30 protein-coding genes and 1 tRNA gene are annotated in these 24900 nt (G+C 68.8%); 16 read left to right on the forward strand and 15 right to left on the reverse strand.

Annotated features, from left to right (window positions below; all coding sequences use genetic code 11):
• Positions 1–19: 19 nt before the first annotated feature.
• On the reverse strand, positions 20–460 hold the full coding sequence (locus ACQUS8_RS10645; protein ID WP_435100728.1) for a universal stress protein: 441 nt from the start codon (positions 458–460) through the stop codon (positions 20–22).
• Between the two features lie 77 nt (positions 461–537).
• Here ACQUS8_RS10645 and ACQUS8_RS10650 point away from each other — a divergent pair, with 77 nt between their 5' ends.
• The gene (locus ACQUS8_RS10650) at positions 538–978 is read left to right on the forward strand and encodes a universal stress protein (protein WP_435100730.1); all 441 of its coding nucleotides are present in this window, start codon (positions 538–540) and stop codon (positions 976–978) included.
• On the opposite strand, the gene ACQUS8_RS10655 is transcribed toward ACQUS8_RS10650, so the two are convergent.
• On the reverse strand, positions 957–1526 hold the full coding sequence (locus tag ACQUS8_RS10655; RefSeq protein WP_435100732.1) for a GNAT family N-acetyltransferase: 570 nt from the start codon (positions 1524–1526) through the stop codon (positions 957–959). The genes ACQUS8_RS10650 and ACQUS8_RS10655 overlap by 22 nt on opposite strands.
• The gene (locus ACQUS8_RS10660) at positions 1523–1891 is read right to left on the reverse strand and encodes a universal stress protein (protein ID WP_435100734.1); all 369 of its coding nucleotides are present in this window, start codon (positions 1889–1891) and stop codon (positions 1523–1525) included. The genes ACQUS8_RS10655 and ACQUS8_RS10660 overlap by 4 nt, the downstream gene beginning before the upstream one ends.
• Positions 1892–2028: 137 nt before the next feature.
• Between ACQUS8_RS10660 and ACQUS8_RS10665 the strand changes: the two genes are divergently transcribed.
• The 5 genes from ACQUS8_RS10665 (at position 2029) to ACQUS8_RS10685 (ending at position 5249) form a co-directional block, all read left to right on the forward strand.
• Complete coding sequence (locus tag ACQUS8_RS10665) at positions 2029–2304, forward strand: hypothetical protein (RefSeq protein ID WP_435100736.1); 276 nt, start codon at positions 2029–2031, stop codon at positions 2302–2304.
• 191 nt (positions 2305–2495) lie between these two features.
• On the forward strand, positions 2496–2894 hold the full coding sequence (locus tag ACQUS8_RS10670) for a DUF4212 domain-containing protein (RefSeq protein ID WP_435100738.1): 399 nt from the start codon (positions 2496–2498) through the stop codon (positions 2892–2894).
• Positions 2891–4567, forward strand: a complete 1677-nt coding sequence (locus ACQUS8_RS10675) for a sodium:solute symporter family transporter (RefSeq protein ID WP_435100740.1) — start codon at positions 2891–2893, stop codon at positions 4565–4567. Before ACQUS8_RS10670 ends, ACQUS8_RS10675 begins: the two co-directional genes overlap by 4 nt.
• Positions 4567–5037, forward strand: a complete 471-nt coding sequence (locus tag ACQUS8_RS10680; RefSeq protein WP_435100742.1) for a universal stress protein — start codon at positions 4567–4569, stop codon at positions 5035–5037. Before ACQUS8_RS10675 ends, ACQUS8_RS10680 begins: the two co-directional genes overlap by 1 nt.
• Positions 5034–5249 (forward strand): hypothetical protein, encoded by a 216-nt coding sequence (locus ACQUS8_RS10685; RefSeq protein WP_435100744.1) that lies wholly within the window; start codon positions 5034–5036, stop codon positions 5247–5249. The genes ACQUS8_RS10680 and ACQUS8_RS10685 overlap by 4 nt, the downstream gene beginning before the upstream one ends.
• 15 nt (positions 5250–5264) lie before the next feature.
• Here ACQUS8_RS10685 and ACQUS8_RS10690 read toward each other — a convergent pair whose 3' ends face one another.
• A complete protein-coding gene (locus ACQUS8_RS10690; protein WP_435100746.1) occupies positions 5265–6068 on the reverse strand; it encodes an N-acyl homoserine lactonase family protein in 804 nt (267 codons plus the stop codon).
• An 84-nt stretch (positions 6069–6152) separates the two neighbouring features.
• Here ACQUS8_RS10690 and ACQUS8_RS10695 point away from each other — a divergent pair, with 84 nt between their 5' ends.
• From ACQUS8_RS10695 to ACQUS8_RS10705, 3 genes are all read left to right on the forward strand, one after another.
• Positions 6153–7382: an MBL fold metallo-hydrolase gene (locus tag ACQUS8_RS10695; protein ID WP_435100748.1), complete on the forward strand. Its 1230-nt coding sequence runs from the start codon at positions 6153–6155 to the stop codon at positions 7380–7382.
• Positions 7383–7777: 395 nt separating this feature from the next.
• Entirely contained in the window at positions 7778–8440 is a 663-nt protein-coding gene (locus ACQUS8_RS10700; RefSeq protein ID WP_435100750.1) for a DUF7119 family protein, read from the forward strand.
• Positions 8441–8527: 87 nt separating this feature from the next.
• Positions 8528–8601: transfer RNA gene (locus ACQUS8_RS10705), tRNA-Lys, on the forward strand.
• Positions 8602–8635: 34 nt separating this feature from the next.
• On the opposite strand, the gene ACQUS8_RS10710 is transcribed toward ACQUS8_RS10705, so the two are convergent.
• Entirely contained in the window at positions 8636–9022 is a 387-nt protein-coding gene (locus ACQUS8_RS10710) for a hypothetical protein (RefSeq protein ID WP_435100752.1), read from the reverse strand.
• An 82-nt stretch (positions 9023–9104) separates the two neighbouring features.
• Between ACQUS8_RS10710 and ACQUS8_RS10715 the strand changes: the two genes are divergently transcribed.
• Both ACQUS8_RS10715 and ACQUS8_RS10720 read left to right on the forward strand, forming a co-directional pair.
• The gene (locus ACQUS8_RS10715) at positions 9105–9314 is read left to right on the forward strand and encodes a hypothetical protein (RefSeq protein ID WP_435100754.1); all 210 of its coding nucleotides are present in this window, start codon (positions 9105–9107) and stop codon (positions 9312–9314) included.
• A complete protein-coding gene (locus ACQUS8_RS10720) occupies positions 9315–9563 on the forward strand; it encodes a glutaredoxin family protein (RefSeq protein ID WP_435100756.1) in 249 nt (82 codons plus the stop codon).
• A gap of 55 nt (positions 9564–9618) precedes the next feature.
• Here the strand turns inward: ACQUS8_RS10720 and ACQUS8_RS10725 are convergent, their stop codons facing one another.
• From ACQUS8_RS10725 to ACQUS8_RS10740, 4 genes are read right to left on the reverse strand one after another with little or no spacing between them, the layout of a single operon-like run.
• Positions 9619–9822 carry a hypothetical protein gene (locus ACQUS8_RS10725; RefSeq protein ID WP_435100758.1) on the reverse strand — a complete coding sequence of 68 codons (204 nt, stop codon included), beginning with the start codon at positions 9820–9822 and terminating at the stop codon, positions 9619–9621.
• A 7-nt stretch (positions 9823–9829) separates the two neighbouring features.
• Entirely contained in the window at positions 9830–11227 is a 1398-nt protein-coding gene (locus ACQUS8_RS10730; protein WP_435100792.1) for a cytochrome b, read from the reverse strand.
• A 4-nt stretch (positions 11228–11231) separates the two neighbouring features.
• Positions 11232–11894, reverse strand: coding sequence for a ubiquinol-cytochrome c reductase iron-sulfur subunit (locus ACQUS8_RS10735; protein ID WP_435100794.1), 663 nt, complete (start codon positions 11892–11894; stop codon positions 11232–11234).
• 3 nt (positions 11895–11897) lie between these two features.
• Positions 11898–12479 (reverse strand): hypothetical protein, encoded by a 582-nt coding sequence (locus tag ACQUS8_RS10740; protein WP_435100796.1) that lies wholly within the window; start codon positions 12477–12479, stop codon positions 11898–11900.
• Positions 12480–12660: 181 nt separating this feature from the next.
• On the opposite strand from ACQUS8_RS10740, the gene ACQUS8_RS10745 reads away from it, so the two are divergent.
• Positions 12661–13347 carry a plastocyanin/azurin family copper-binding protein gene (locus tag ACQUS8_RS10745; RefSeq protein ID WP_435100798.1) on the forward strand — a complete coding sequence of 229 codons (687 nt, stop codon included), beginning with the start codon at positions 12661–12663 and terminating at the stop codon, positions 13345–13347.
• Between the two features lie 9 nt (positions 13348–13356).
• Here the strand turns inward: ACQUS8_RS10745 and ACQUS8_RS10750 are convergent, their stop codons facing one another.
• The 5 genes from ACQUS8_RS10750 to ACQUS8_RS10770 all read right to left on the reverse strand — a co-directional run bounded on the left by ACQUS8_RS10750 (position 13357) and on the right by ACQUS8_RS10770 (position 20691).
• Positions 13357–14904 carry a tryptophan--tRNA ligase gene (locus ACQUS8_RS10750; protein WP_435100800.1) on the reverse strand — a complete coding sequence of 516 codons (1548 nt, stop codon included), beginning with the start codon at positions 14902–14904 and terminating at the stop codon, positions 13357–13359.
• Positions 14901–15932, reverse strand: a complete 1032-nt coding sequence (gene endA / locus ACQUS8_RS10755) for a tRNA-intron lyase (protein ID WP_435100824.1) — start codon at positions 15930–15932, stop codon at positions 14901–14903. The genes ACQUS8_RS10750 and endA overlap by 4 nt, the downstream gene beginning before the upstream one ends.
• A gap of 71 nt (positions 15933–16003) precedes the next feature.
• Positions 16004–16732, reverse strand: coding sequence for a DUF91 domain-containing protein (locus ACQUS8_RS10760; protein ID WP_435100826.1), 729 nt, complete (start codon positions 16730–16732; stop codon positions 16004–16006).
• A gap of 35 nt (positions 16733–16767) precedes the next feature.
• Positions 16768–19125 carry a DEAD/DEAH box helicase gene (locus tag ACQUS8_RS10765; protein WP_435100828.1) on the reverse strand — a complete coding sequence of 786 codons (2358 nt, stop codon included), beginning with the start codon at positions 19123–19125 and terminating at the stop codon, positions 16768–16770.
• Positions 19126–19287: 162 nt separating this feature from the next.
• Positions 19288–20691 carry an MATE family efflux transporter gene (locus ACQUS8_RS10770; protein ID WP_435100830.1) on the reverse strand — a complete coding sequence of 468 codons (1404 nt, stop codon included), beginning with the start codon at positions 20689–20691 and terminating at the stop codon, positions 19288–19290.
• Positions 20692–20881: 190 nt separating this feature from the next.
• Here ACQUS8_RS10770 and lpdA point away from each other — a divergent pair, with 190 nt between their 5' ends.
• The 4 genes from lpdA to ACQUS8_RS10790 all read left to right on the forward strand — a co-directional run bounded on the left by lpdA (position 20882) and on the right by ACQUS8_RS10790 (position 24386).
• Positions 20882–22321 carry a dihydrolipoyl dehydrogenase gene (gene lpdA, locus ACQUS8_RS10775; protein WP_435100832.1) on the forward strand — a complete coding sequence of 480 codons (1440 nt, stop codon included), beginning with the start codon at positions 20882–20884 and terminating at the stop codon, positions 22319–22321.
• 46 nt (positions 22322–22367) lie between these two features.
• The gene (gene pheA / locus ACQUS8_RS10780) at positions 22368–23177 is read left to right on the forward strand and encodes a prephenate dehydratase (RefSeq protein WP_435100834.1); all 810 of its coding nucleotides are present in this window, start codon (positions 22368–22370) and stop codon (positions 23175–23177) included.
• A 92-nt stretch (positions 23178–23269) separates the two neighbouring features.
• Positions 23270–23665, forward strand: a complete 396-nt coding sequence (locus tag ACQUS8_RS10785) for an Hsp20/alpha crystallin family protein (protein WP_435100836.1) — start codon at positions 23270–23272, stop codon at positions 23663–23665.
• Between the two features lie 271 nt (positions 23666–23936).
• Positions 23937–24386 carry a peroxiredoxin gene (locus tag ACQUS8_RS10790; protein ID WP_435100838.1) on the forward strand — a complete coding sequence of 150 codons (450 nt, stop codon included), beginning with the start codon at positions 23937–23939 and terminating at the stop codon, positions 24384–24386.
• On the opposite strand, the gene ACQUS8_RS10795 is transcribed toward ACQUS8_RS10790, so the two are convergent.
• Entirely contained in the window at positions 24369–24836 is a 468-nt protein-coding gene (locus ACQUS8_RS10795) for a hypothetical protein (RefSeq protein WP_435100840.1), read from the reverse strand. The genes ACQUS8_RS10790 and ACQUS8_RS10795 overlap by 18 nt on opposite strands.
• Positions 24837–24900 lie beyond the last annotated feature (64 nt).

The following is a 24900-nucleotide window of genomic DNA, read 5'->3' on the forward strand; positions in this document are numbered from 1 at the left end:
AGCCGGAAGAAGCCGACGGTTAGCGGGCCGATTCGTCCGAGCCGAGTTGCCGCACCGTCAACACCGGGACGGGGGAGTTGCGGACGACGTCCTCGGCCACCGACCCGATGAGCAGGCGGTTCTCGCCGTGCCGCCCGCGGGTGCCGGTCGCGACGACGTCCGCGTCCACCGCCTTCGCGTACGACAGTATCTCGTCGGCGGGTCGGCCCTCGCGGACCGCCGTGGTCACCGGCTGGTCGGTGTGGGACGCGACGCCCGCGAGCGCCTCGTCGGCGCGCTCCTCGAGCGTTTCCTCCACCTCGGCGCGAACGTCCTCGGGCGCGTTCGTCACCTCGCTCTCGTTCACCACCGAGAGCGCGTGGACGGTGGCGTCGAAGCGCCGCGCGAGGTCGAGCGAGACGTCGACGGCGCGCTGGACGCTCTCGGAGCCGTCGGTCGCGACGACCACGGTGTCTATCATACGCGGGACGTCGCCGCGTCCGCACTTAATTCCCACTCCTCGGTGGGCTTTTGGTGGCGGCCCGCGCACGCCCCGACATGACCCTCGAAGTCGAGACCGTCCTCGTCCCCGTCGACGGGAGCGAGGCGTCCGGGACCGCCGCCGAGTACGCCGTCGCGGTCGCAGAGCGCTACGACGCGGACGTCCACGCCCTGTTCGTCCTCGGCGACGACGTCACGCCCGACATCGAGACGGGTGACGAGGGCGTCGCGGACCACCACGGAGCGTTCCTCGACGACGTCCGCGCGTACGCCGAGGGGCGCGTCGACGTCGCGACGTCAATCATGCACGGCTTCTCCACGCAGCGCAAGACCCACCACCCGGGGAGCGTCATCCTCGACAGCGCAGAGGAGGTGGGCGCGGACTTCATCGTCCTGCCGCGCGAGGGCCGTTCGAGCGCCGACCCGCCAGGTGCCGTCCTCGAGAAAGTCGCCGAGTACGTGCTGCTCTACGCGAGTCAGCCCGTGCTCTCGGTCTGAGCGTCCGAGAGGTCCATCGCCATCTCCAACTCGAAACTCTCCGCGCTCGTCGTCTCGAAGCCGACCTTCTCGTAGAGCGCGACGGCCGCGTGGTTCCAGCGCTCGACGGTGAGCCAGACGCTCTCGACGTCGTTCTCGATGCCGTAGCCGAGGAGCGCGCGGATGAGTCGCGTCCCGATGCCACAGCCCTGGTAGTCCTGGTGAACGAAGATGGCGAGCTCGTAGCCGGCTTCGCCGTCCGGGACGAGCGTCGCGTGCCCGATGGCGGCCTCACCGTCCCACGCGACGACGTTGTAGCCGTCGTCGCCGCCGACGAGCGTTTCGAGCCACTCCCGAACGCGGGACTCACCGGTGGGCGGGATGCCCTGCGCGCGCATGCTCGGGTCGAAGTCGACGTACATCTCGACGAGCGCCTCGAACTCGGGGCCGTCCGCCGCGGTGAGCGGGCGAACCGATATCTCGTGGCCCTCCGCGTCGGTAAAGGAGAGCGGCGGGACGGGGAACGGGCCGCCGGGGTCGCCCGCGTCGGTGGCGGTGTCGTCTGTCATCTGACTAGCGTGACGGTAACGGGCGAGTTCAGCAGGACGAACTCGGCGATGTGGCCGAGCCGAATCTTCCCCATCGGACTGCGCTCGCCGCCGCCGAGGACGACCTGGTCGAACTCCTCGCGCTCGGCGAGTTGGACGATTTCGCTCCCCGGGTCGCCCGTGATGTGGCGGACGTCGGCGTCGAGGCCGGCGTCCTCGATGACCTCGGTGGCGTGCTCGATGACCTCCTCCGCGGAGCGCTCGCTCTCGGGGTTGTCGAGCACCGCGACCGTCAGTTCGTCGCCGGCCTCGACGGCCCGCTCGACCGTCCGGTCGAGAGCTTCGAGCGAGTCGTCGCTGCCGCCGATACCCAGCAGGACCTTCATGGGCGGTACGTCTACCGGGCCGCGCAAAAGCCTTTCCGGCGCGTCTCGGTGACGTCCCGGGCCGCGAGCGTCGCGAGTTCGGCGAGCGCCGCACGCCCGGGGCCAGTGTCTTCCGCACGCGGGACGGAGGGGGACGCATGAGCGCGACGCGAGCAGAGTTCCGGGCGGCGTTCGAGGCGTTCGCGGGGAGCGAGAGCGAACACGACGCCGTCGCGCGGTTTGCGGCGGACCTCGCGGCGAGCAGGCAGTACGAGGCGGACACAGGCCGCCCGCTCACGCCCGCGGAGGCGACGGAGCACTTGCGCGACGCGCCGGACGAGCGCGTGGCGTCCCGATGGAACTGGTGGATGGGGAGTCTAGACCTCGCCTACGGGGGGTACGGCGAGTTCGTGGTACGTCGGTGGCGGGCGTGAACGGGGGGTATTTTGACCCCGCACTGGCACATGATTAATGGAAACATTTATTCCGTCTGTTGGTAACGATTGTTATGGATTCCCCGACGGCAGTCGGGTGAGAGAGAAACGAGTTCAACGGACGAACTGGCTCCAGAACCGCCGCGTTCTCGACAGATCATCGCCGAGCGCGGTGGATGGGTCCACATACCATGACAGAGAAAGACAGTCACGATACGTCGGACCGCCCGCACGCCGAACCGGACGGCGGCGCAGTCGCGGGTGGCACGCAGACGCACAGCGAGACAGACTACCTCACCTCCGAAGTGAACCTCCTCCGGCCGAGCACGCCATTCATGCGCGACCACCTCCGGGTCATCTGGACCGGGTTCGTCGCGTGGGCCGTCATCGTCTTCGGGCCGGTAACGCTCACCGCCGTCGCGCCCGGCGCGATGACCACCACGATGCCCGTCATCGGCTTCCCACTCCACTATTTCCTCGTTGCCATCGGCGCGCCCGGCGGCGCGCTCGTACTGGCGTTCTGGTACGCCCGCAAGCGTGACGAGCTCGACGAGAAGTACGGCATCAGCCACGGAGAGGCCGCAGAATGATCGACGCACTCGTCCTGCAGGCCGGCCTCCTCCCCGAGGGGCTGAACGTCTCGTTCAAGCTCCTGCCGGCCATCCTCGTCACGGTGATGCTCGGCTCCTTCCTCGTCATCGGCTTCGTCTTCAAAGTCGCCGACACCGAGAGCATGTGGGTCGCCGGGCGCTCCATCGGGAACGTCGAGAACGGCATGGCTATCGGCGCCAACTGGATGAGCGCCGCGTCCTACCTCGGAATGGCCGCACTCATCGCCCTCTCCGGGTTCTACGGCCTTGCGTTCGTCGTCGGCTGGTCCGCCGGCTACTTCATCCTCCTCATCTTCATGGCGGCGCAGATGCGTCGCTTCGGGAAGTACACCGCCCCGGACTTCGTCGGCGACCGCTTCAACTCCGACACCGCGCGCGCCATCGCCGCCGTCACGACGTTCCTCATCGGGTTCGTCTACGCCATCGGGCAGGCGCGCGGCATGGGCCTCGTCGGCCTCTACATCTTCGGCGACATCGGCATCCCCGGCTTGTCGGGCTACCAGTCGATGGTCGTCCTCATGATGGCGATTACCGTGGGGTACCTCACCCTCTCCGGGATGCTCGGCGCGACGAAGAACATGGCCGTCCAGTACACCATCCTCATCGTCGCGTTCCTCGTCGGCCTCTACGCCGTCGGCTGGGTGAACGGCTACTCCACCGTCCTCCCGCACATCGAGTACGGCCAGATGTTCGCCGCGCTCGGCCGCGAGTTCAGCGCGCCGTTCGTCAACGGCGGCTACTACCTCTGGATCGCCACCGCATTCAGCCTCATCGTCGGGACCTGTGGACTGCCACACGTCCTCGTGCGCTTCTACACCGTCGAGAGCGAGCGTACCGCGCGCTGGTCGACCGTCTGGGGACTCGGCTTCATCTGCCTCCTCTACTTCAGCGCGCCCGCGTTCGCCGCGTTCGGCACCGACCTCTACGCGAAGAACATCGGCGCCGTCTACGGCGACCCCGGCATGACGAGCGCCGCCGGCGACGTCATCGTCGTGCTCGCCACGCAACTCTCCGGCCTCCCGACGTGGTTCGTCGGCTTCGTCGCCGCCGGCGGTATCGCCGCCGCAATCGCGACCACGGCCGGCCTCTTCATCACCGGCTCCTCCGCGATTTCGCACGACATCTACAAGCGCCTCATCAACCCCGACGCGACCCAGCGCCAGCAGGTGCTCGTCGGTCGCCTCAGCATCATCGCGCTCGGCGTGCTCACGACGCTCGCCGCACTCGACCCCGCCGCACCCATTGCAGCGCTCGTCTCCTACGCGTTCTCGCTCGCCGGCGCCGTCCTGTTCCCGATGTTCTTCCTCGGCCTCTGGTGGGAGAACACGAACCGCCAGGGCGCGCTCGCCGGCATGACGACGGGCCTCGTCATCTGGTTCATCCCGATGCTCAACGAGGTGCTGCCGTCCTACGGCCTCCTCGCCGGGATGGCCGGCTCCGACGGCATCATCTCGCCGGTGCTCGCACAGTGGGTGCCCGCCATCGGCTCTGCGCTCGTCGCCGTCCCCATCGTCTTCGTCGTCACCATCGCCGTCTCGATGACGACGCCGGAGCCCGACCTCGACACGAAACGCCTTGTCAGGCAGTGTCACAGCCCCGAGCCGATGAACCGCCAGGAAGCCGCCGAGGACGTCGTGAGTGGTGACGACTGATGTACGACAACATCCTCGTCCCCACGGACGGCAGCGACGTCGCGGAGGCCGCCGTCGAGCGCGCCGTCGACCTCGCCGCGAAATACGACGCTACAGTCCACGCGCTCTACGTCATCGACGTGGATGCCACCAACCTCTCGCTCGGCACCGAGCAGGTCGACCGGCTGCGACAGGGCAAACTCGACGAGATGCCCGAAGTCAAGGCCGAAGCCGAGGAGGCGACCGGCTACGTCGCGGACGCCGCACGCGAACGCGGCCTCGACGTCGAGGAGCACGTCCGCACCGGGTCGCCCGCGCGCGCCATCCGGAAGTTCGTCGACGAGACCGACGTCGACCTCATCGTGATGGGGTCGCACGGCCGCTCCGGTCTCTCGCGCACCCTCCTCGGGAGTGTCACCGAGAAAGTACTTCGCCGTACCCGCGTCCCCGTGCTCGTCGTGGACGTGGAGGGTGAGGAGGCCGCGGAATGAGCGCCCTCGACGCCGTCCGCGACCACGTCGTCGAGCACCACGACGGGATGCTCTTCGACCTCGTGTTCGCCATCGCGTGGGTCGTCCTCGTCACGGTGCTCTTCCGCGGGTTCGGCGCGCCCGACATCGCCTACTACCTCGCGATGGCCGGCGGCGTCGTCGCCTACTACGGCTTCACCTACTCGCTCGCGCTCGCACGCGAGAGCGAGTAACCACCCTTCTTCCGGTTATTCGAGCGCGTTCGGCGGCGTCGGCAGGTCCTCGTGGTGCTCCCGGTCGTGTGCGAGCACCACGTCCGCGTCCTCGCGGCGCGCGAGGTCCCGAATGCGGCGCGTTGAGGCCAGTGCTGCCTCGGTGTCCCACGCGAACGGCGGTTGCAGGTCGCGCTCGACGGCCTCCTCCGTGAACGCCGTGTCACCCGCGAGCACCACCGTCCCCGTCTCAGGGAGGTCCACGACGACCGACTGGTGGCCGGGCGAGTGCCCCGGCGTCGGCACACACCGGACGCTGCCGTCGCCGAAGACGTCGTGGCGGCCCGTGAGTTCCGTCACCTCGTAGTCGGGCGTGCGGAGGACGCCGAAGTCGCCCTCGACGTAGAGGCGTCGCTGGACGGGGTCGGCGGGCCACCACGCGTAGGCGAGTTCGTCGCGCTGTACGAGGAACTCCGCGTCCGGGAACTCCGTGATGCCGCCGGCGTGGTCGAGATGGAGGTGTGTGAGGACGACGTAGTCCACCGCCGAGGTGTCGTAGCCGGCGTCCGCGACGGCGTCGGCGGCGCTCGGTCGGCCCTCGACGGAGACGTCGTCCGCCGCGAAGTCGGCGAACCCGGGCGCGCCGTACGCGCCGTACTCCGCGGGGTTCGCGACGAGGTCGTGGCTCACGCCCGTGTCCACGAGGACGAGCCCCTCCGGGTGGTCGATGAGGTAGCATGGGCAGAGCGACGGGTAGCGCTCGCCTGGGTTCTTGAGGCGCAGCATCGAGCTGTACTCGTAGGCCCAATCGCCCGTGTTGAACGCGTAGAGCTCCGTCATCACGCGGGGCTAGCGAGTGAATCGCCGTAAGTCGGGTGGCCGGAGTCGACGCGCCCAAACCGCCTGCGGCCCTAGGTCCGGATAATGGACATCCGGTTCCTCGGCGGGGCGGACGAGATCGGCCGCAGCGCCCTGCTGGTGAACGACCGCCTCCTCATCGACTACGGACTCGAGGGCGGGACGCCGCCGCGCACCCCCATCGACGTCGACCCGGAGGCCGTCGTCGTCTCACACGGCCACCTCGACCACGTCGGCGCGGTGCCGAGCCTCCTCTCGGGCGGTCGCCGTCCGCCGATTCACTGGACGCCGGCGACGCGCGAACTCGCCGAGTTGCTCGCGCGCGACACGCTGAAACTCCAGCGCGACCAGTACAACCGACCGTTCACGCGCGCCGAAATCGGCGCGCTCGGCGAAGTCTCCGAGACGCACGGCTATCGCGAGACCTTCGAGGCCGCCGGCCACGAGGTGACGTTCTTCGACGCCGGCCACATCCCCGGGAGCGCGCACGTCCTCGTCAACGACGGCGACACGCGGCTCCTCTACACCGGCGACTTCCACACCGAGGACCAGCGCCTGCTGTCGGGATCGACGGCGCGCCCCGACGCGGACGTCGTCGTCTGCGAGAGCACGTACGCGGACGTGACGCGCGGCGACAGGCGCGACACCGAGGAGCGGTTCGCCCGCGCGCTCCGCGAGACAGTGCATCGCGGCGGTACCGTCGTCGTCCCGGCGTTCGCGGTGGGACGGACGCAGGAGGCGATGCTCGTCTGCGACGCCTACGACATCGACTGCTACGTCGACGGGATGGGCGTCGAGGTGGCAAAGCGCCTGCGACGCGTCGATGACTCCCTGCGCGACCCGGAGGCCTTCCGGTCGGCGATGCGCCACGCGCGCTTCGTGACGGGGCGTCGCGGCCAGAAGAAGCGCATCGCGGGACAGAACACCGTCATCGTCACGACGAGCGGGATGCTCACGGGCGGCCCCGCGATGACGTACGTCCCCGAGATCCGCGGGAGTCCGACGAACCTCGTGGCGTTCGTCGGCCACCAGGTCGAGGGGACGCCGGGGCGCGCGCTGCTCGAACGCGGGCGCGCGGACTTCGACGGCCGCGTCCTCCCGGTGGCGGCGCGCCGCGAGGCGTTCGACTTCTCCGCGCACGCGGACCGCGAGGGGCTCCGCTCGTTCCTCGATGACTACCGGGACGCGCGCGTGCTGACCGTGCACGGCGACGCGACCGACCGGTTCGCCGCCGCCCTCCGTGAGGACGGGTTCGCCGCGAGCGCGCCGACAAACGGTGTGTCACTCGATATCTAATGGCGCAAAATCGGTGCCACACGAAAGGAGCGGGAATTTCCGGTATCGGGGCTGACCCCGATTCGACAGCCGAGCGTGAGTGGCCGGGAGCCACACACAGGGGACCCCTGCGGTGACTCGGCCGAAATTCGGCTAAGTGACGCCTGTCACCGGTAGAGGCAACACCATCCTCTAACCGGGAGCAAAGGCGGGTAGTGCGAGCGTAGGCGTACTTATCCGGGTAGACGACATACGAGACGGTACATGGCAGAGACGAAAACTGAAGCCGGACGCGACGGGGACGACCACCTTGACGACGTCGAGCCCGGGGCGGGGTGCACCGAAATCTGGGAGCACCTCAGCGAGCGCCGCGCCGAGGAATAGACCTTTATATCGCGGGTGTTCTACCGCGTAGTATGAGCGACGGGCCCGCAGAGATACCACCAACCGACCGAGAGTCGCCGGTCGGTGCGCCCGTCATCCGCGGGGACGAACGCGTCGCCGGCGAGCGCGCGAAAGAAGCCGTCGAGTTCGACCCCAACGACCCAGAAAGCGTCCGCGAAGCCGCGGAAACCGTCAACGCGTTCGCACATGGGGAGTTGGGCGACGACCGCTTCTACATGCTTCGCGGCGCCGCCGCCTGCGCCGCGCTCGTGCGTGCCGAAGGCTCCTACAAGGCCGCCGCCGAACGCGCCGGCGACGGCGTCACCGTCTCCTTCATCCGGAAGTGGGCGCGCGTCCACGACCTCCCACGCCCCGTCCGCCGGCACGTCGCCGTCGGGCACATCCCGCCGACCGCCGCGAAGCACATCGCGCGCGTCGGCGGCGAGGCCCGCTACCAACTCGCGTTCGCCGTCATCGACAACGACCTCACCGTACGCGAAGTCCGGGCTATCGCGAGCGAGGTGAACGACGGCCGTCCCGTCGAGGAAGCGCTCCGCGAGCGCGGCGTCACGCCCGGCGAGCTCACCGTCACACTCCCGCTCGACACCTATCGGGAGCTCCGCCGGCAGGCTGCCCTCGAGGACGCCGGCCCCGGGAAAATTGTCACGGACGCCCTCGACGCCTACCTCGACTGAAGCGCGCCCACCGCGTCAACGAGCACGTACGCGCCCCACGGCGCGAGTAGTAAACGTTTAACCGCGCGCCCACCAGATATCGGACGAGGGCCGATAGCTCAGTCTGGCAGAGCGTCTGGCTTTTAACCAGACGGTCGCGTGTTCAAATCGCGCTCGGCCCGCTTCTACAAACCCACAAGCGACGGCACTCCTCCTCTATTCGGCGTGCCGGACGTCGAGGGTGATGCCGCCGCCCTCTATGGTCGCACGAAGGTATTCGCCCGGCGAGTCGCTCCGGACCGTCAGCGTCGCCGTCGCCGTCGAGGCGCCGTCGTCGAGGACGACGCGGACCCTGTAGACGCCGGCCGCGACGAAGTAGCGTGACATCGTCCGCTGCGAGCCCGGTTTCACCGTGACCGTCCGCTTCTCGCCGACTTTCTCGGGGCCGTCCAGTACGACGACGCGGACGGTGTGGGCGGTGACGTCGCGGTTGTCGATGAAGACCGACCCCGTCCGCCGGCGCGGCGAAACCCCGAGACAGCCCACAGACACGAGAGTACCGAGGGAGGCGAGCACGGACCGTCGCGTCCGGCGAAAGGGCATATTCGAACCATACGTGAGGCGGCAATAAAGACGTTGTACCTTTTCCGGTAGCGTTAGGAGGCCACCGTCCCACGACTCACGCATGCCCAGTGTCATCTCCGGATACGACACGCTCGACGTCCTCGGCACGTTCCTCGGCGTCTACGTCGCGCTCGCCGCGCTCGCGACGCTGGTCGGAATGCCGTGGCAGTACACCGGCGGGACGGCCGTCATGGTGATTCAGGCCGTCGGCACCGTCCTCGCGCTCGTCGTCGCCGTCGCCTTCCTCGCCCTCCTCCACCGCAGCGACTAGATGGCCGTCAGCGTCACCGTCTACACGCGCGAGGACTGCCACCTCTGCGAGGACGTCCTCGACACTGTCGGGCGCGTCGGCGCCGACTACGACCTCGACGTCACCGTCGTCGACGTCGACGACGACCCCGAGTTGCGCGAGGCATACGGCGAGCGCGTCCCGTACGTGTTCGTCGAGGGAACGCCGAAGTTCAAGTACCGGATGAGCGAGCAGGCGTTCCGCGAAGCTGTCACCGCCGCGGACGACTGACGACACTCCTTCTACGCGGCTGAGGACAGAACGAGAAACAGAGAGAGACGAGCGCTCAGTCCGTCGAGTCCACGCCGTCCGCCACGTCGACGAAGACGGTGAGGACGCCGAGCACGACGCCGAGCAGCCCACAGAGGAGTTTCGGAACCCCCGAGAGCACGCCCGGCACGAGCGCCGTCGTCAACAGCACGACCGCGACGAGCTTCGTCACGCGGTCGAGTGCGCGATACTGACGCGGCGTGAGTGTCGTGAGAGCCACGCGCCGCTCAGTCGTCCGACGGCGTGGCCGCGGTGTCGGAGTCGTCGTCGGTCGGCGCGGCACCCGAGTCCGCGCGCCGTTCGACACCACGCTTGAGCACGTAGTAGGTGATGAGTCCCCAGACGATCGGGATGATGATCGTGAGCGGGAGCAGGTACTGGATCGTCACCGGGTCAGTATCCATCCCGACGAGGCCGGCGACGGTCGCGTTCATGCCGTCGATGGACAGCATGATGATGAGCGTCACCGCGCCGACGCCGACTGCAGTCGGGAGCGGGCGCTCGATCGGGTCCGCGGTGAAGTGGACGGGATCGCGCTTGTAGTCGATGAACGGCCAGAGCACGAGCACCGTCGCGATGACGCCCGGCACGAGGACGCCACCCGTGAACTCGGCGCGCGGGACGAACCCGGGGATGATCTTCAAGATGCCGAACACCCACATGAAGTACCAGTCAGGCGCGACGCCGGCCGGCGTGGCGAAGGGGTCGTTCGGACCCCAGACCGGGAGGCGCTGCACCGGGAAGAAGCCCGCCAGCAGCGCGAGCACGCCGAAGACCGAGAGGAAGACGATGAGCGTCACCGCGACCTGGTTCGGGACGAGCGGGACGCCGGTGACGACGGACTCGTTGTCCGCCTCGACGTCCGCCTCGCCGTCGCGGGACCCTTTCTGCTCGGTGTGCTTCTGCCGGATGAGCAGGAGCATGTGCACCGCGATGAGGCCGCCGATAATGAGCGGGAGGAGGAAGACGTGGTAGAAGAACATCCGCGGCAGGACGACCGCGGCGTTGTCCGGCCACATACCGCCGAAGAGGATCTTGGTGAGCGTCTCACCAATGACCGGGATGGAGCTAGCGATGTTGAAGCCGATGCCGGTCGCCGTCGACCCGTACTCGTCGAACGGGAGGGCGTACCCCATGAACCCCTCGCCGATACCGAGGAAGAGCAGGGTCGAGCCGACCACCCAGTTCAGTTCGCGCGGGTTGCGGTAGGCGCCGCTGAAGAAGACCCGAAGCATGTGCAGGCCCATCGCGGCGACGAAGAGGTACGCACCCCAGTGGTGGACCATCCGAATGAACATCCCCATCGGGACGTCGTACGTGATGCGGAGGACGGAGGCGAACGCCATCGGCACCTCCGTACCCGCGTACTCCGCGAGGATGCCGTCGTAGGTGACGGACGCCGAGCCCGGCCGGTAGAGCATCCCGAGGAACGTCCCCGTCAGAACGAGGATGACGAAGCTGAACAGCGACACCTCACCGAGGAGGAACGAAGCGTAGCGGTCCTCCGGGAACGCCTTCCCGAGGAACTCCTCGTTCAGGTCGAGACGGTCGTCGAGCCAGGTGTAGACGCGGCTCTCCTCGTACTTCTGTGCGTCCTCCGACTCGTCGTCAGTGATCGTACTCATCGTTCTACTCCGCCCCGATGTGGGCCTCGAACGGACCCGTAGCGATTATCAGCTGGTCGCCTTCCTCCGTGACGCCGACGGGGAGCTGGGGGAGCGGGCGCGGGGCCGGTCCGCCGACGACCTTCGCACCCTGCAGCGGGTTGAAGACGCTCTGGTGGCACGGGCAGAGGAAGTTCTGGTTGTTCGGGCCGGTCCGCGAGGAGACCGTACACCCGGCATGCGTACAGACGGCGGAGTACGCCGCGTATCCCTGCGCGGTGCCCTCGAGCATGGTCGGCTCCTGGTAGTCGTCCTCGGTGAAGCGCACGAGGAGCGTGTTCGCCACCGGGACCTGCAGGGCGCCGCCGCCCTCCTTCTCCGGGAAGACGGTCATGCTCTTGCCGCTCCCCTCCTCGATCGCGTCGACGGCGATGGGGTTGCCCTCGCCGTCGACGAGGCGGGTACCCTGCGTGTAGAGGGTCTTGTAGTTGTAGTCGGGACCGCCGGAGAGCGCGGACTCATTGAGGCCGTAGAGGCCGGAGACCGCGAAGGTCCCGACAGCGGCCGCGCCGCCGAGTGCCGCGAAGAACTTCGCGGCGTTCCGCCGGGTCGTCTGGAGGCGGTCCTCCTCGTAGGCGGGCTGTGCCTCGGTGCCGGTTTCGGCGTCGGTGTCGTCGTTCGTGGACATGGTTTAGTGGTCGCGTTCCTCCGCAACCTCGATTGTCGGCATGAAGTGCGTGTAGTACATCAGGATGGCCTCGGAGAGGGAGAACGCCAGCAGGCCGCCGTAGAACCCGAGGAACTGGTTCCGAGCGAGACCGAGCACCTCGCCGGCGAACAGCGCGGCGAAGACGACGCTCAGGAACGTGAATATCCCGACGAGCCAGACGCCACGAAGTCCCGCGTCCGCGGGGTAGTACGCGACGACGCGGCGGTGTGCGGTCTCGAGGAAGCTCGGGACGTACGGGAGCGACTCGCCTTCTTCCGGGACGATCGGCTCCGTGCGCCTGCCGACGTTGTGCGCGTAGCGCAGCTGCAGGAAGAGTACGCCTACGAGCCCGAACAGCGCCAGCCACGAGACAATCCCGGCCGCGTAGACCGAAATCTCGGTCGGCATCGTGATGAACTGCCCGGTCGGCGCGATCGAGACGTTCTCTCCGGTCTGTAACGGTATCTTATGGAAGCTATTCCCTCCGCTCGCTATCGCGACGCCCCACATCGGCAGGAGCACCGCGCCGATGAGTGACAGTACGATGGCCGTTTCACGTCTCATTGTTGGTCCTTGAAGTCCCGACGCGCCAGCGGCGCTCGGTACTCGTCGCTGTGCGGACGTTACCCCGTTACGTACATCGTTGTTTCGATTATCTCGGCCGCCACGAGGTTACTTATCCGAGCAGGCTATCGAAACACACTCAATCCGGGGTTGAGTAGACCCGTCCAAGGACGGCGTTGTCATGAAACGGAGGCAATTCATCACCAAGGCAGGCGGCGCGAGTCTCGCCGCGACCGGCGTCGTAGGTTCGGCGGCCGCACAGGAGAGTAGCGACCCGCGTCAGGGGTCGGGCACGAAGGACGACCCGTACATCGTCGAGATGCGCACGGAGGGTTCGGAGTTCCTCTTCGACCCGGTCGGCCTCTACGTCGAGAAGGGCGACTGGGTGCGGTGGGTGAACGTGAGCGGGAGTCACTCCACGACCGCCTACGACCCCTCGAACCCGAACGCGGAGGTGCGGCTCATCCCTGAGGGCGCGAAGGCCTGGGACAGCGGCACGTACCAGGAGCAGGGTGCGACCTTCGACTACCAGTTCCAGGTCGAGGGCACCTACGACTACTACTGCATCCCGCACAAGACGCTCGGCATGGTCGGGCGCGTCGTCTGCGGGAGCCCCGGGGGCCCCGCCGAGAATCAGGAAATCCCGGACGACGTCGGCAGCGGGGTCATGCCTGACTCCGAGACGATCGTCGAGGAGAAGGCACTCGCCTACCCGTACTTCCCGGAGACGAGCGGCGGCCCGCTCCCGAACCTCGCGCTCGGCGCCGCGGCGCTCTTCGGCATCGGGAACGTCTACCTCCTGAGTCAGACGGACCGCTTCTCCGGTCGCTACAGTCAGGACACGACGGACGACACCGAAATCGAATAACGGAGCCGCTCAGCGCCGTCGCGGCGACTCCAACTCGATGTCGGTCTCCTCGAGGAGGTCTTCGACCTCCGCGCGCTTCTCCTGGTGCTCGGCGAGGAACTCCTTCATGAGCTGTGCAGCCTGCTCCTTGCAGTCGCCACAGAGGCGATCGCCCTCGCGACACTCCTCGTAGACGCGCTCGGCGAACTCGTCGTCGTCCGCCGCGAGCAGGTAGGCGTAGAGTTCGTAGACCGGACAGTCGTCGGGTTCGCCGCCGAGTTCGCGCTGTTCCTCGGCGCTCGTCCGGCCGCCGGTCGTCGCGGCCTTCACCTTGTCGTAGCCCGTCTCGGGGTCGTCGAGGAGGCTGATGTGGCTCGCCGGAATTGACGAGCTCATCTTCCCGCCGGTCAGACCGGTCATGAAGCGGTGGTAGACCGAGGACGGCGGGACGAAGCCATACCCCCCATGGGCGACCTCGACCTCACGCGCGAGGTCCTCGGCGTCCGCGCGGTCCATGTCGAAGCTGTCGATGTGGCCTTCGAAGACGCGCTTCTCGCCCTCGATGGCGTCAATGAGCGCCTCGAACGCCTCGTCGGTGGCGTTCCGATCGAGGAAGCGCACGCGCGGGCGGAGCGGCTCCTTCCCCGCGGCCTCAAGTTTCTCGACGGCCGAATCGAGGGCGTCCGTCTCGCCACCCGCAATGTCCGCGCCCGCGAGCCAGTCGGCGGCGTCCGTACAGCGCACCGTGTCCGACTCGTCGGTCAGCGCCTCGTAGGCGCGCGCGACGAGGCGGCGTTCCTCGTCGTCCATCTCGAAGGAGGCGTACGCCTCGGTGACGCCGAAGTAGCGCGTCCGCGCGGCGAGGTCGCGCGCGAAGCGGACGTGCGGGTCCTGGTCGGGGCCGACCGGGATGACGGTCGGTTTCGGCTCGTCCAACTGGGGGCTGAGGATGTCCGCCATCTGCGTGACGACGGACTGCATGTGCGAGACGTCCGTCTCGCCGTCGAAGCCGTAGATGGACTGGAACTCGGAGAAGTTCGCCTCGATGCCGAGCTCGAAGGCGAGGTCCTGCACGTCGCGGTCCTCGGACTGCCGATACAGGGTGCCTTCCTCGGGGTCGAAGCCGAGCGCGAGCAGGCTGAGGAGGTAGTCGCGCGCGTGCTCGTCGATTTCCTCCCAAGAGAGCCCACGCGCGGAGTGCGCCTCGAGGTCGGCAATGAGCGCGTAGGCGTCCCCGCCCTGCTCCTGGTGCCAGATGATTTCGTCGAACACCATCTTGTGGCCGATGTGGGGGTCGCCGGTCGGCATGAAGCCCGAGAGCGCGGCGAAGGGCTCGTCGTCGCGCATCGCCTCGAGGACGCGCCGGTAGTCCCGGTGGCCGAAGATGATGGCCCGACGCATCAGGTAGTGGGGGTTCGGGATGTCCGCGAGGACGTCCTCGAAGGACTCGATGCCGAACTCCTCGAAGAGCTTGCGGTAGTCAGAGACCGTCGAGGAGCCCCACGGGTCGAGGGCGAGCGAGTCGGCTCCTTCTGTGTCCGTTCCCCCGTCCGTCGCGGGCGTGTCGTCTCCGGTCATGGTGTCAGTCGGCTCACTGCGAGCCAGGTAATTTCGTCTCTGTGTGCCAGTGCAAAAACCATTCGCTTCCGTACCCCGTGCGCGAGCCGCACGTCGAGCGCGAGGTCGCGCGGGTCGAAGACGTGGCCGGGTTCGAGACAGCGCACCAGCCACTCGGAGTGGCCGAGGTCGTCGACGTCCTCGACGCTCGCGTACGTCCGGAAGTCCGCGCCGAACTTGAAGCCGGTCTTGGGGACGAGGCCGCGGTCCCGGAGCGCCCGGTAGGCGCGCAGGCGCCGGTCGAAGCGGCCGCGCTCGACTTCCCGACCGCGCTCGACGAGCGCGTTGACATCGCTGTCGCGATCGGGGAGGACGAGGTCGCCCTCGGCGGCGAGGTAGGCTGCCTCGACGAGCGAGAGTTGGACGGCCGCGACGTCGGAGGCGCGCCCGGTGAGTTGTTGGCCGTAGAAGGCGGACCGGTGGAGGGCTTCGGGTGGCTCCCAGACGACGACGCGGTCGTCGAGGAGCGCACCCTCCGCGGGAGCCTCGAGGTCGTACTCGGTGTCGCCCTCGGGGTCGACGAACTCGGTCTGGAGATAGGTGAGTTCGGACTCCTCGTCGACGACGGCGAGGACGTGCTCGCCGAGTTCGTCGGCGGGGACGTCGGTGCGTTCGCCGACGACGCGGACACGGTAGGCGATTTCGTCGTCGCCCGGCCCCTTCCCGCGCGGGTAGACGACGAAGTCGGCGTCGCCCGGGTCGTCCACCCAGTCCTCGCGCGCAGGCGAGAGGTAGAACCCCCGGTCGCGGAGGTCCATGTAGACGAGGAAGCGCGTGCTGAACCCGCGGTCGCCGGCGGCGAGGAACTCCCGGAATCCCATGCCGTCGACGGCGTCGAGGTCGCCCCGAAAGAGGAGGTGGGCGGCCTCGACGCGCGAGAGGGCGATTTCGTTGCCCTCGCGCGGCACCCCGTAGCCCCGTGCGTCGTGGAACCGCTGTCGCGCGTCGCCGCCGACGACGACGCGGTCTCCCCGTAGCTGGCCGTTCATACGGAAGACGTGCGGCGGGCGCGACCAAAGGGGCTACGGTGCACCCTGCACGGCTCCCGTCGTTCGGCGCGTCAGGCGACGCGCACCGGGCACGTGGCGGCGAGACAGCGCTCGCCGGTCGCGGTCTCGAAGCGGGGCCCGCCGCAGTCGCATTCGCCGACGACGACACCCGACGGAATCGGGAAGCCGGCGTCGCACTCCCCGCAGACGGCGCGGAGGCCGCGCTCGCGGCGGACGTGGAGCGCGCTCCCGCAGTGCGGGCAGTCCCACGCGCCCTCGAAGCGCTCGCGCACCGCGTCGTCGATGCTCTCGCAGGCCCGGTCGAGGCAGACGTCGATGGCGGCGCCGCGCCGGACGTGCATCTCGGGGAGGCCGCAGTCGTCGCACGTCGACTCGCGGACGGTGGCGTCGCGCGGTATCGGGTAGCCGGCGTGGCAGCCGATACAGACCACGCGGGCGCGGGCACGGACGAGCGGACCGTCGCAGTCCGGGCAGTCGCCGACTTCGGGGCCGGCGGGCGTGACGGGCGCGAAGGTGTCGAGCGTCGTCTCGTGGCTCCGGACGCGGAGGCTCTCGCTCCCCGAGCCGGCGTGGAGGCGCGCGCCGTCGGCGTCGCTCGCGTAGCGCACGACGTCCGCGCGGGTCAGCCACGACGCGGGCTGATAGCCTTCGGCGTCGTGGACGAGGACGGTGTTGTCGGGTTTGACGAGCACGACGACTTCGCCGCGTTTCTCGATTCGGTCGTCGCTCTCGTAGGTGACGGTACAGTCGCCGGCGAGTACGCGTGTCGCGTCCTGCATCGGGCATGGGTGGCCCCGTCTCGCTACAAGAACCCTCAGACGATGTCGACGCGACGTTCCTCGCGGCGGGTGTCGAGCGCGCTCTCGGGGAAGACGACTTCGACGGCGTAGACGAGCGCGTCGTCGTCCGCGCCGAAGACGCCGACGGGGAGCGTCGTCGGGCCGTCGAGGTAGGTGGTCTTCTGCGACATCTCGACGGTCTCGCCGTCACCGCCGTCGCGGGTGGCGGTGACGCGCAGGGAGACGCGAGCGGCACCCCCGTCGTTGTCCACGACGACTTCCTGCATGTCGTTCTCGCCGCGCGCGACGGTCTCGGGGAAGTCGCCCCAGTCGATGGCGACGTCGGGGAGGTCGGCGGCCTGCCCGAGGACGGCGTCGGCGACGCCGCCCGAGAGGCCCGCCTCCACGAGGCCGTCGTGGCCGGCGGCGCGGACGTCGTCGATGCTCGTGATGCCCTCGTCGGCGAGCCGGTGGGCGCGCCCGGAACCGACGCCGTCGAGCGCGGTAAGTTCGACCGCCTCGGCGGGGACACCGGTCTCGATGCGTGCCTCAAGGCGGTGCGCGAGGTTCGCGCCCGCGGGTTCCTCGAAGCGCTCCAAGAACTCGGCGAGTGCGGCGAGGAGGCGGAGGGCGTTCTGCCGGATGACCCACGCGTCCGAGCGGAGTTCGGGCGGGGTGGAGCCGCGCATCGAACCGTAGAGGATGGCGAGCACCTTCCGCGGGCCGGGTTCGAGGTCGTCGCCGCGGTGGCCGAGCACCGACGAGACGGCTTCACGCTCGTCGCGGCGCGCGCTGACGCTCTCGAACTCGGCGGCGTGCGCGACGGCCTCGAGGACGCCGGCCTCGTCGACGCCGGACTCCGCGAGGTCACGGAAGCCCGCGGCCGTCTCCATGTCGAGGTAGTAGGTGGAGGTGAGCATCCCCAACTGGGTGGCGGTGAGGCCGAGGTCGTCGTGTGTGCGGACGAACCCGCCCTCGATGAGGTCGTCGAGGACACCCCGGACGCGCTCGCGGACGTTCGCGAAGTCGTAGGCGTCGGGTTCGGATTGCGCGCGCCGGTAGTAGAACGTCGTTTCGAGCCACTCCATCACGTCGTCGAGGCCGTTGACAGTGCCCATCGCGACTTCGGCGTTCAGGTGCTCGGCGAGGTTCCCGGCGAGCGTGGACTCGATTTCCTTCCCGTCGCGGAGCAGTTGTCGATATTTGTCTGCCTCGGCGTTGTCGCAGACGACCCAGCCGTAGCCGACGTCGTCGTAGCCGGGGCGGCCGGCGCGCCCGAGCATCTGGAGGACGTCGAGCGGGCTCATGTCGACTTCGCCCTCGAGCGGGTCGTGATACTTCGTGTCGCGGATGACGACGCAGCGCGCGGGGAGGTTGACGCCCCACGCGAGCGTCGACGTCGAGAAGAGGAGGCCGATTTTGCCCTCGCGGAACCACGCCTCGACGTGGTCCTTGTCGTTCTTGGAGAGGCCGGCGTGGTGGAACGCGACACCGTCCAGAACGCTCTTGCGGAGGGTGTCGTTGTCGAGGTCGTCGGCCTCGGTGTGGAAGTCGTAGTCGCCGCGCGCGCCCATCGGGACGTCGCGTTCGGCGAGTTCGTCGCGCGCCTTCTCGGCGGCGCGAACGGTGTCCTGTCGGGAGGAGACGAAGACGAGCGCCTGCCCGTCCTCGCGGAGGTGTTGTTCGGCGCGGTCGAGCGCCTTGTAGAGGCGCCGATACTTGTCCGCGAAGGAGTTGTCGCCGTGGACGTAGGTGGTGACGTCGGCGTGGAGGTCGACGGGCCGGTAGTCGTCGCCGAACTCGAAGGTACACTCGGGGGGTGCGTCGAGCCACGCGGCGACGTCGTCGATGTTCGGCATCGTCGCGGAGAGCGCGACGACGCGCGGGTCGCAGAGCCGTCGGAAGCGCGAGACGACGACTTCGAGGACGGAGCCGCGTTTCTCCGAGTCGAGCAGGTGGACCTCGTCAATGACGACGACGTCCACGTCAGTGACGAACGAATATCTCGGTGAGTCGTGTTTGCGGGTGGCTGAGTCGGCCTTCTCGGGCGTCATCACGAGGACGTCCGCGCGTTCGGCGCGCCGTGGGTCGAGGTCACGTTCGCCCGTGACGACGTAGACCGAATAGCCGAGGTCCTCGAAGCGCTCCCACTCGTCTTCCTTCTCGTTGGTGAGCGCGCGCAGCGGCGCGACGAAGAGCGCGGTGCCGCCCGCGTCGAGCGCGCGGCAGATGGCGAGTTCGGCGAGCGCGGTCTTCCCGGAGCCCGTGGGCGCGGCGACGACGACGTTGCCGTCGCGCTCCAACAGCGCGGGGACCGCCTCCCGTTGCATCCGGTTGAACTCATCGAACGGGAACGCGTCCGCGAACTCCGGGACCGCCTCGGCAACCTCCATTGACGGGTGAACGAAAGAGCGTCCGGGGGGAAAGGCGTTACGTACGTGGTTCCGAGCAAAGCGAGGAACCACGAGAAGCGAGCGCCGAGCGAGACGAGGCGCGACCAGGGGCCAGACGAGAGGGCCACCCGAACGCGAGCAGGAGCGACGGGGTTTCGCGCGTCAGCCGGCGGGGTCGGCGCCGGCGGCGTCGGCGGCGCGCTCGAGGAGGCCGTTGCGTTCGGAGCGGAGGTAGTAGAGGCCGGCGCCGACGGCGGCGACGACGTTGGAGAGGGTGACGGCCCAGAAGACGGCGTGGACGCCCATGCCGAGGGCGTAGACGCCGACGGCGGCGATGGGAAGGCGGACGAGCCAGTACTGGGTGAGCGTCATCGCCATGCTGAGTTCGGTGCGGCCGGCGCCGTTGAACGCGCCTTCGAAGACGTAGGTGGCGCCGATGGCCCAGTAGCCGAGCGCGAGAATCCGGAGGTAGTCGACGGTGTAGGCGAGCGTCGTGCCCTCGATGCCGGGGACGAACAGATGAGCGATGGCGCCGGGGACGACCCACTGGACGACACCGAGGACGACGAGGGCAGCGACGGCGATGCCGAACGCGGTTCGGGTGGTGTCGTGGGCGCGGCGGGGGTTACCGGCGCCGAGGTTCTGTCCGATGACGCTGGAGGCGGCCTGACTGAGGCCCTGCGGGGGGATGAAGGCGAGGCTGGCGACGCGCGCACCGACGGTGTAGGCGGCGAGGCCGGCGGTACCGCCGGCGGCGGCGACGATGGCGACGATGACGACGCGGACGGCCTGTCGGGCGACGTGCTGGCCGCCGGTGGGGACGCCGACGGTGAGGACTTCGCGGGCGCGTTCCGCGTGCGGGCGGAGTGCCTCGAGGCTGAGCCGATAGCCGCTGCGGCCGCCGGCCGCCATCCAGACGGCGAGCAGGCCGCCGACGGCGTAGCCGGCGACGGTGGCGTAGGCGGCCCCGGCGACACCCATGCCGGGAATCAGGCCGTCGACGCCGAAGATGAGGACGGGGTCGAGGACGAGGTTGACGACGACGGCGGTGACGTTGATGTAGAGGGCGGCGCGCGAGTCGCCGAAGCCGACGAAGCCGGCTTCGATGGGGTCGCTGACGGCGGCGGGGATGACGCTGAGCGCCCAGATACCGAGGTAGACGGCGGCGAGGTCGGCGACGTGCGGGTCGAGGTCGAGGACGGAGACGACGACCTCGGGGTAGGTGTAGAGGAGGCCGGCGACGGCGATGGCGACGGCGAACGCGAGGTAGACGCCGTTGGCGACGGCGGCGTTCGCCGCGTCGTGGCGGTCGGCGCCGACGTGCTGGGCGACGTTGACTTGGACGCCGACGAAGGCGGCGGCGAGCGCGGCGGTGATGATGCCGACGAGCGGGACGACGAGGCCGACGGCGGCGACGGCGTCCGCTCCGAGGCGGCCGACCCAGAAGATGTCGATAATCTGATCGGCGACGTGGACGAGGTTCTGTGCGACGAGCGGGAGGGCAAGGACGACGAGACTCCGGGCGACCGACCCGTCGACGATGTCCTCGCGAGACACGTCAAGCATAACTCATTCTCCTACGTGTATGGAACTTCCCGTCTCCCTCTTCAAGGTATGGATACATGGTGCCACAGCGCCGCCTATTGTGGTATTTTGACAGTGAATGATGCTCGCCGAGACGGGCACGAGACACCGGGACGCCGAGTGTGGTCCCCGCATCACTCAAGGGACCGGCCACCGCACGAGGTGATACAGCATGGCACGCGAGGGCGCGCCCCCGACCGACGGAGACAGCACGACCGAAACGGAGCTCGCGGTCATCGGCGCGGGGCCGGGCGGCTACGTCGCCGCCATCCGCGCGGCACAGCGCGGCGTCGACGTGATGCTCGTCGAGAAAGACGCCCTGGGCGGGGCCTGCCTGAACGTCGGCTGCATCCCCTCGAAGGCGCTCATCCACGCGACGGACGTCGGCTACGCCGCCGACACCGCCGCGGAGATGGGCATTCACGCGGACGTGACAGTCGACCTCGGACAGATGACCGACTGGAAGGACGAGGTCGTCGAGAAGCTCACCTCCGGCGTCGAGAAGCTCTGCAAGGCGAACGGCGTCACCCTCCTCGACGGCCGCGCGGAGTTCGTGGACGAGCACACCCTGCGCGTCCAGACGGCGGACGGCACGGAGTCCGTCGAGTTCGAGCACGCGGTCGTCGCGACGGGGTCGCGGCCCGTCGAGATTCCGAACGTCGCGTTCGACGGCGAGCACGTCCTCGACTCGACGGCCGTCCTCGACATGGAGCGCGTGCCGCCCTCGATGGTCGTCGTCGGCGGCGGCTACATCGGAATGGAGCTCTCGACGACCCTGGCGAAGATGGGCTGTGACGTCACCGTCGTCGAGCAGCTGGACGACGTGCTCGCGGACTACGAGGACGACGTCGCGCGCGTCGTCCGCAAGCGCGCCGAGGCGGTGGGCGTGGACGTCCGCGTCGGCGAGGGCGTGACAGCGTGTCGAGCGGCCGACGGTGACAACGTCATCGTCACCACCGAGACCGAGGCCGGCGAGACGTTCGAGTACCGCACCGAGAAGGTGTTCGTCGCGGTGGGCCGCACGCCCGTCCTCGACACGATGAACCTCGGCGCCCTCGACGTCAAGCGCACCGAGAACGGGCGCCTCGCGACGGACGACCAGGGCCGGACGAGCGTCGGTTCGGTCTTCGCCGTCGGCGACGTGGCGCCCGGTCCGATGCTCGCACACAAGGCGAGTGCCGAGGGGAAAGTCGTCGCGGACGTCGTCGCCGGCGAACCCGCCACACTGGACCATCAGGCGATTCCGGCGGCGGTGTTCACCGACCCCGAAATCGGGACGGTCGGGATGACCGAGGGCGAAGCGACGGAGGCGGGCGTCGACCCCGTCGTCGGCCAGTTCCCGATGCGGGCGTCCGGGCGCGCGCTCACGACGGGCGAGACGGACGGCTTCGTCCGCGTCGTCGCCGACGGCGAAACCGGGTCCGTCCTCGGCGCGCAAATCGTCGGGCCCGAGGCGAGCGAACTTATCGCGGAGGTCGGTCTCGCCATCGAGATGGGCGCGACGCTCGAGGACATCGCGGCGACGGTCCACACCCACCCGACACTCTCCGAGGCCGTGCTGGAGGCCGCGGAGAACGCGCTCGGCGAGGCGATTCACACGCTGAACCGGTGAGCCGACGCCGACGGCCTTTTCTCACCCCCGCGACCTATCGTGTGGTATGCGAACGGTCACACTGGGTCCCGCCGGGACGTACTCGCATCGCGCCGCCGGAGCGGTCGCTTCCGACGAGGACATCGAGTTCCGCGAGTCCGTCCGAGACATCGTGGATGCGGTGGCGGACGGCGACGCCGAACGCGGTGTCGTGCCCATCGAGAACAGCATCGAGGGGAGCGTCACCGAGACGCTGGACGCGCTCGCCGACCGGGACGTCGCCGTCGTGAAGGAGGTCATCACGCCGATTCGCCACGGTCTGCTCGCCCAGTCGGAGGAGTTCGACACCGTCGCGAGCCACCCGCAGGCGCTCGCGCAGTGTCGCGAATACCTCGACGAGCACTACCCGGACGTCACCGTCGAGGCCGTCGCCTCCACCGCGCGCGGCGTCGAACTCGCCGCCGAGGACGCGACGGTGGCGGGTATCGGCCACCCGGACAACGCGACCGGCGACCTGCAGGTCATCGCCGAGGACATCCAGGACCGACGCTCGAACGCGACACGTTTCTTCGTCCTCGCGCCGCCCGCCGAGCGCTCGGAGGCCGGCGGGAAGTCGAGTCTCATCGTCAGCCCGGGCGCGAACTATCCTGGTCTCCTGCTCGAGTTGCTCGAACCGTTCGCCGAGCGCGGCCTCGACCTGACGCGCGTCGAGTCCCGGCCGACCGGCGAGCGCCTCGGCGACTACCTCTTCCACTTCGACATCGCGGGCGGCCTCTACGAGGACCGCACGCAGGCCGCACTCGCCGAAATCGAGGACCTCGCCGACGGCGGTTGGGTCCGGAAGCTCGGGAGTTACGACGTCGAGCACGTGGTGTAGTCGGCTTCTCCGAAGCCGACGAACACGCGAACGGCCGGACGAGTCCGTGGCCGGCCACCCGCTTTTTGTGAGGTCGGTGAGACGACACGAGTATGTCGCGACGCGACCCGTTCGCGGAACTCGAGTCGATGCTCGAGCAGTTGAACGAGGAGAGGGACGGCGGCAGACGGCAGTTCCAAGTGCCGGTGGACGTCGAGGACACCGGCGAGGCCTACGAGGTACATGCCGACCTGCCGGGTTTCGAGAAGTCCGACATCGACGTCGAACTCGAGGGCCGGACGCTCCACGTCCGCGCGAGCCACGAGACGGAGGAGACGGTGACGGAGCGATACGTCCAGCGCGAGCGCCACCACGAGTCGCTCGAACGCTCGGTGACGCTCCCCGGCGAGGTCCAGGAGCGCGGGACGTCCGCACACTACGAGAACGGCGTGCTGACGGTCCACCTGCCGAAAGCCGGGCCGAACGAGGAGCACATCGATATCGAGTAGTGTCGACTCCGAAAACGAGAGCCGCGTCGCTCGACGGTCAGCTGTAGACGCCCGAGAAGGACGGGCGCCCCTGTTCGTATCTACTACTTGTGGCGAGAAGCACTTAAAGAACGGCCGGGCCGGCAGTGCGGGCGGCGCCGTCGCTCACCGGTGGAACGTGTGTGGGCCGAGAACCACGGCCCACTTCGATCGTATCTACTGCTTGTGACGAGAAGCACTTAAAGGATGCCGCGTGCGGAACGGCGAAGTGGCGGGCGGTGCAAGGGCGCGTATGCTCGACGAAGGCGACGACGCACCCACGATCATGGCGACGAACCAGGACGGCGAGACCGTCACCCTCGACTTCGCGGAGCCGACGGTGCTCTACTTCTACCCGCGCGACGACACCCCCGGCTGTACGGTGGAGGCGAAGGAGTTCAACACCGAATTGGACGCCTACCACGAGGCGGGCGTCGCCGTCTACGGTGTCTCGACGGACGACGTCGAGAGCCACGCGGACTTCTGCGAGAAGCACGGCCTCGAGTTCGACCTGCTCGCGGACACCGAAAGCGACGTCGCCGACGCCTTCGACGTCGACACCTCCCGTGGCGCGGCCGAGCGCGTCACCTACGTGCTCGCTGACGGCGAGGTGAAGGCAGCATACTCGGGCGTCTCGCCGGACGGGCACGCCGAGGAGGTGCTCGAAGACATCCGCCACTCGGGCCTACTCCCCGAGGAGTGAGGCGACGGCGTCGGCGGCATCGGTGACGGCGCCCTCCCACTCGCCGTCCGGGGTCGCGCCGTGTTTCGGCGGCGCGAGCGTGAGGTCGAGACCGTCGTAGGCGAACCCCTCGACGTGCGCGGTGGCGAGGTTGCCGACGAACTCCGCGTTCTCCCGCTTCGAGGAGACGCCACCGGAGTCGAGGTCGTAGTAGTCGCTGAATAGTTGGACGAGGCGGACCGGGCGCTCGAAGTCGCCCTCGTGGGCGTAACGCGCGAGCTTCACGGGATTGTTCGCGGGGTCCGCGCGGCGCATCTCGACTTCCACGAGGACGAGCGGGTCGGCGCCGCGACCGGCGACGTCCACGGGCGTCCGGCGGACGTAGTGTTCGGTCGCCCACGACCGGCCGGGCAGGCGCTCGGCGAGGGCGTCACGGAGGCGCGCGTGGACGCGCTCGGTGAAGTCGGCCACGAGCTGGGCGTCGCCACGAACCACCAAGAGCCTTCCCCCGCGATGGGAGGCCTTTTGGCCCGCG

The sequence above is a fragment of the Halarchaeum sp. P4 genome, assembly GCF_051195175.1.
Lineage (GTDB): Archaea > Halobacteriota > Halobacteria > Halobacteriales > Halobacteriaceae > Halarchaeum.

Bases quoted from the DNA above. Each gene is read 5' to 3' on its own strand.
- ACQUS8_RS10770 (WP_435100830.1), bottom strand. From the start codon at position 20,691: ATGCTTGACGTGTCTCGCGAGGACATCGTCGACGGGTCGGTCGCCCGG.
- endA (WP_435100824.1), bottom strand. From the start codon at position 15,932: ATGAACGGCCAGCTACGGGGAGACCGCGTCGTCGTCGGCGGCGACGCG.
- pheA (WP_435100834.1), top strand. From the start codon at position 22,368: ATGCGAACGGTCACACTGGGTCCCGCCGGGACGTACTCGCATCGCGCC.
- ACQUS8_RS10735 (WP_435100794.1), bottom strand. From the start codon at position 11,894: ATGTCCACGAACGACGACACCGACGCCGAAACCGGCACCGAGGCACAG.
- ACQUS8_RS10765 (WP_435100828.1), bottom strand. From the start codon at position 19,125: ATGGAGGTTGCCGAGGCGGTCCCGGAGTTCGCGGACGCGTTCCCGTTC.
- ACQUS8_RS10790 (WP_435100838.1), top strand. From the start codon at position 23,937: ATGCTCGACGAAGGCGACGACGCACCCACGATCATGGCGACGAACCAG.
- ACQUS8_RS10730 (WP_435100792.1), bottom strand. From the start codon at position 11,227: ATGAGTACGATCACTGACGACGAGTCGGAGGACGCACAGAAGTACGAG.
- ACQUS8_RS10760 (WP_435100826.1), bottom strand. From the start codon at position 16,732: ATGCAGGACGCGACACGCGTACTCGCCGGCGACTGTACCGTCACCTAC.
- ACQUS8_RS10680 (WP_435100742.1), top strand. From the start codon at position 4,567: ATGTACGACAACATCCTCGTCCCCACGGACGGCAGCGACGTCGCGGAG.
- ACQUS8_RS10700 (WP_435100750.1), top strand. From the start codon at position 7,778: ATGAGCGACGGGCCCGCAGAGATACCACCAACCGACCGAGAGTCGCCG.
- ACQUS8_RS10650 (WP_435100730.1), top strand. From the start codon at position 538: ATGACCCTCGAAGTCGAGACCGTCCTCGTCCCCGTCGACGGGAGCGAG.
- ACQUS8_RS10655 (WP_435100732.1), bottom strand. From the start codon at position 1,526: ATGACAGACGACACCGCCACCGACGCGGGCGACCCCGGCGGCCCGTTC.
- ACQUS8_RS10670 (WP_435100738.1), top strand. From the start codon at position 2,496: ATGACAGAGAAAGACAGTCACGATACGTCGGACCGCCCGCACGCCGAA.
- ACQUS8_RS10645 (WP_435100728.1), bottom strand. From the start codon at position 460: ATGATAGACACCGTGGTCGTCGCGACCGACGGCTCCGAGAGCGTCCAG.
- ACQUS8_RS10745 (WP_435100798.1), top strand. From the start codon at position 12,661: ATGAAACGGAGGCAATTCATCACCAAGGCAGGCGGCGCGAGTCTCGCC.
- ACQUS8_RS10715 (WP_435100754.1), top strand. From the start codon at position 9,105: ATGCCCAGTGTCATCTCCGGATACGACACGCTCGACGTCCTCGGCACG.
- ACQUS8_RS10660 (WP_435100734.1), bottom strand. From the start codon at position 1,891: ATGAAGGTCCTGCTGGGTATCGGCGGCAGCGACGACTCGCTCGAAGCT.
- ACQUS8_RS10720 (WP_435100756.1), top strand. From the start codon at position 9,315: ATGGCCGTCAGCGTCACCGTCTACACGCGCGAGGACTGCCACCTCTGC.
- ACQUS8_RS10675 (WP_435100740.1), top strand. From the start codon at position 2,891: ATGATCGACGCACTCGTCCTGCAGGCCGGCCTCCTCCCCGAGGGGCTG.
- ACQUS8_RS10785 (WP_435100836.1), top strand. From the start codon at position 23,270: ATGTCGCGACGCGACCCGTTCGCGGAACTCGAGTCGATGCTCGAGCAG.
- ACQUS8_RS10690 (WP_435100746.1), bottom strand. From the start codon at position 6,068: ATGACGGAGCTCTACGCGTTCAACACGGGCGATTGGGCCTACGAGTAC.
- ACQUS8_RS10685 (WP_435100744.1), top strand. From the start codon at position 5,034: ATGAGCGCCCTCGACGCCGTCCGCGACCACGTCGTCGAGCACCACGAC.
- lpdA (WP_435100832.1), top strand. From the start codon at position 20,882: ATGGCACGCGAGGGCGCGCCCCCGACCGACGGAGACAGCACGACCGAA.
- ACQUS8_RS10750 (WP_435100800.1), bottom strand. From the start codon at position 14,904: ATGACCGGAGACGACACGCCCGCGACGGACGGGGGAACGGACACAGAA.
- ACQUS8_RS10740 (WP_435100796.1), bottom strand. From the start codon at position 12,479: ATGAGACGTGAAACGGCCATCGTACTGTCACTCATCGGCGCGGTGCTC.
- ACQUS8_RS10665 (WP_435100736.1), top strand. From the start codon at position 2,029: ATGAGCGCGACGCGAGCAGAGTTCCGGGCGGCGTTCGAGGCGTTCGCG.
- ACQUS8_RS10695 (WP_435100748.1), top strand. From the start codon at position 6,153: ATGGACATCCGGTTCCTCGGCGGGGCGGACGAGATCGGCCGCAGCGCC.
- ACQUS8_RS10710 (WP_435100752.1), bottom strand. From the start codon at position 9,022: ATGCCCTTTCGCCGGACGCGACGGTCCGTGCTCGCCTCCCTCGGTACT.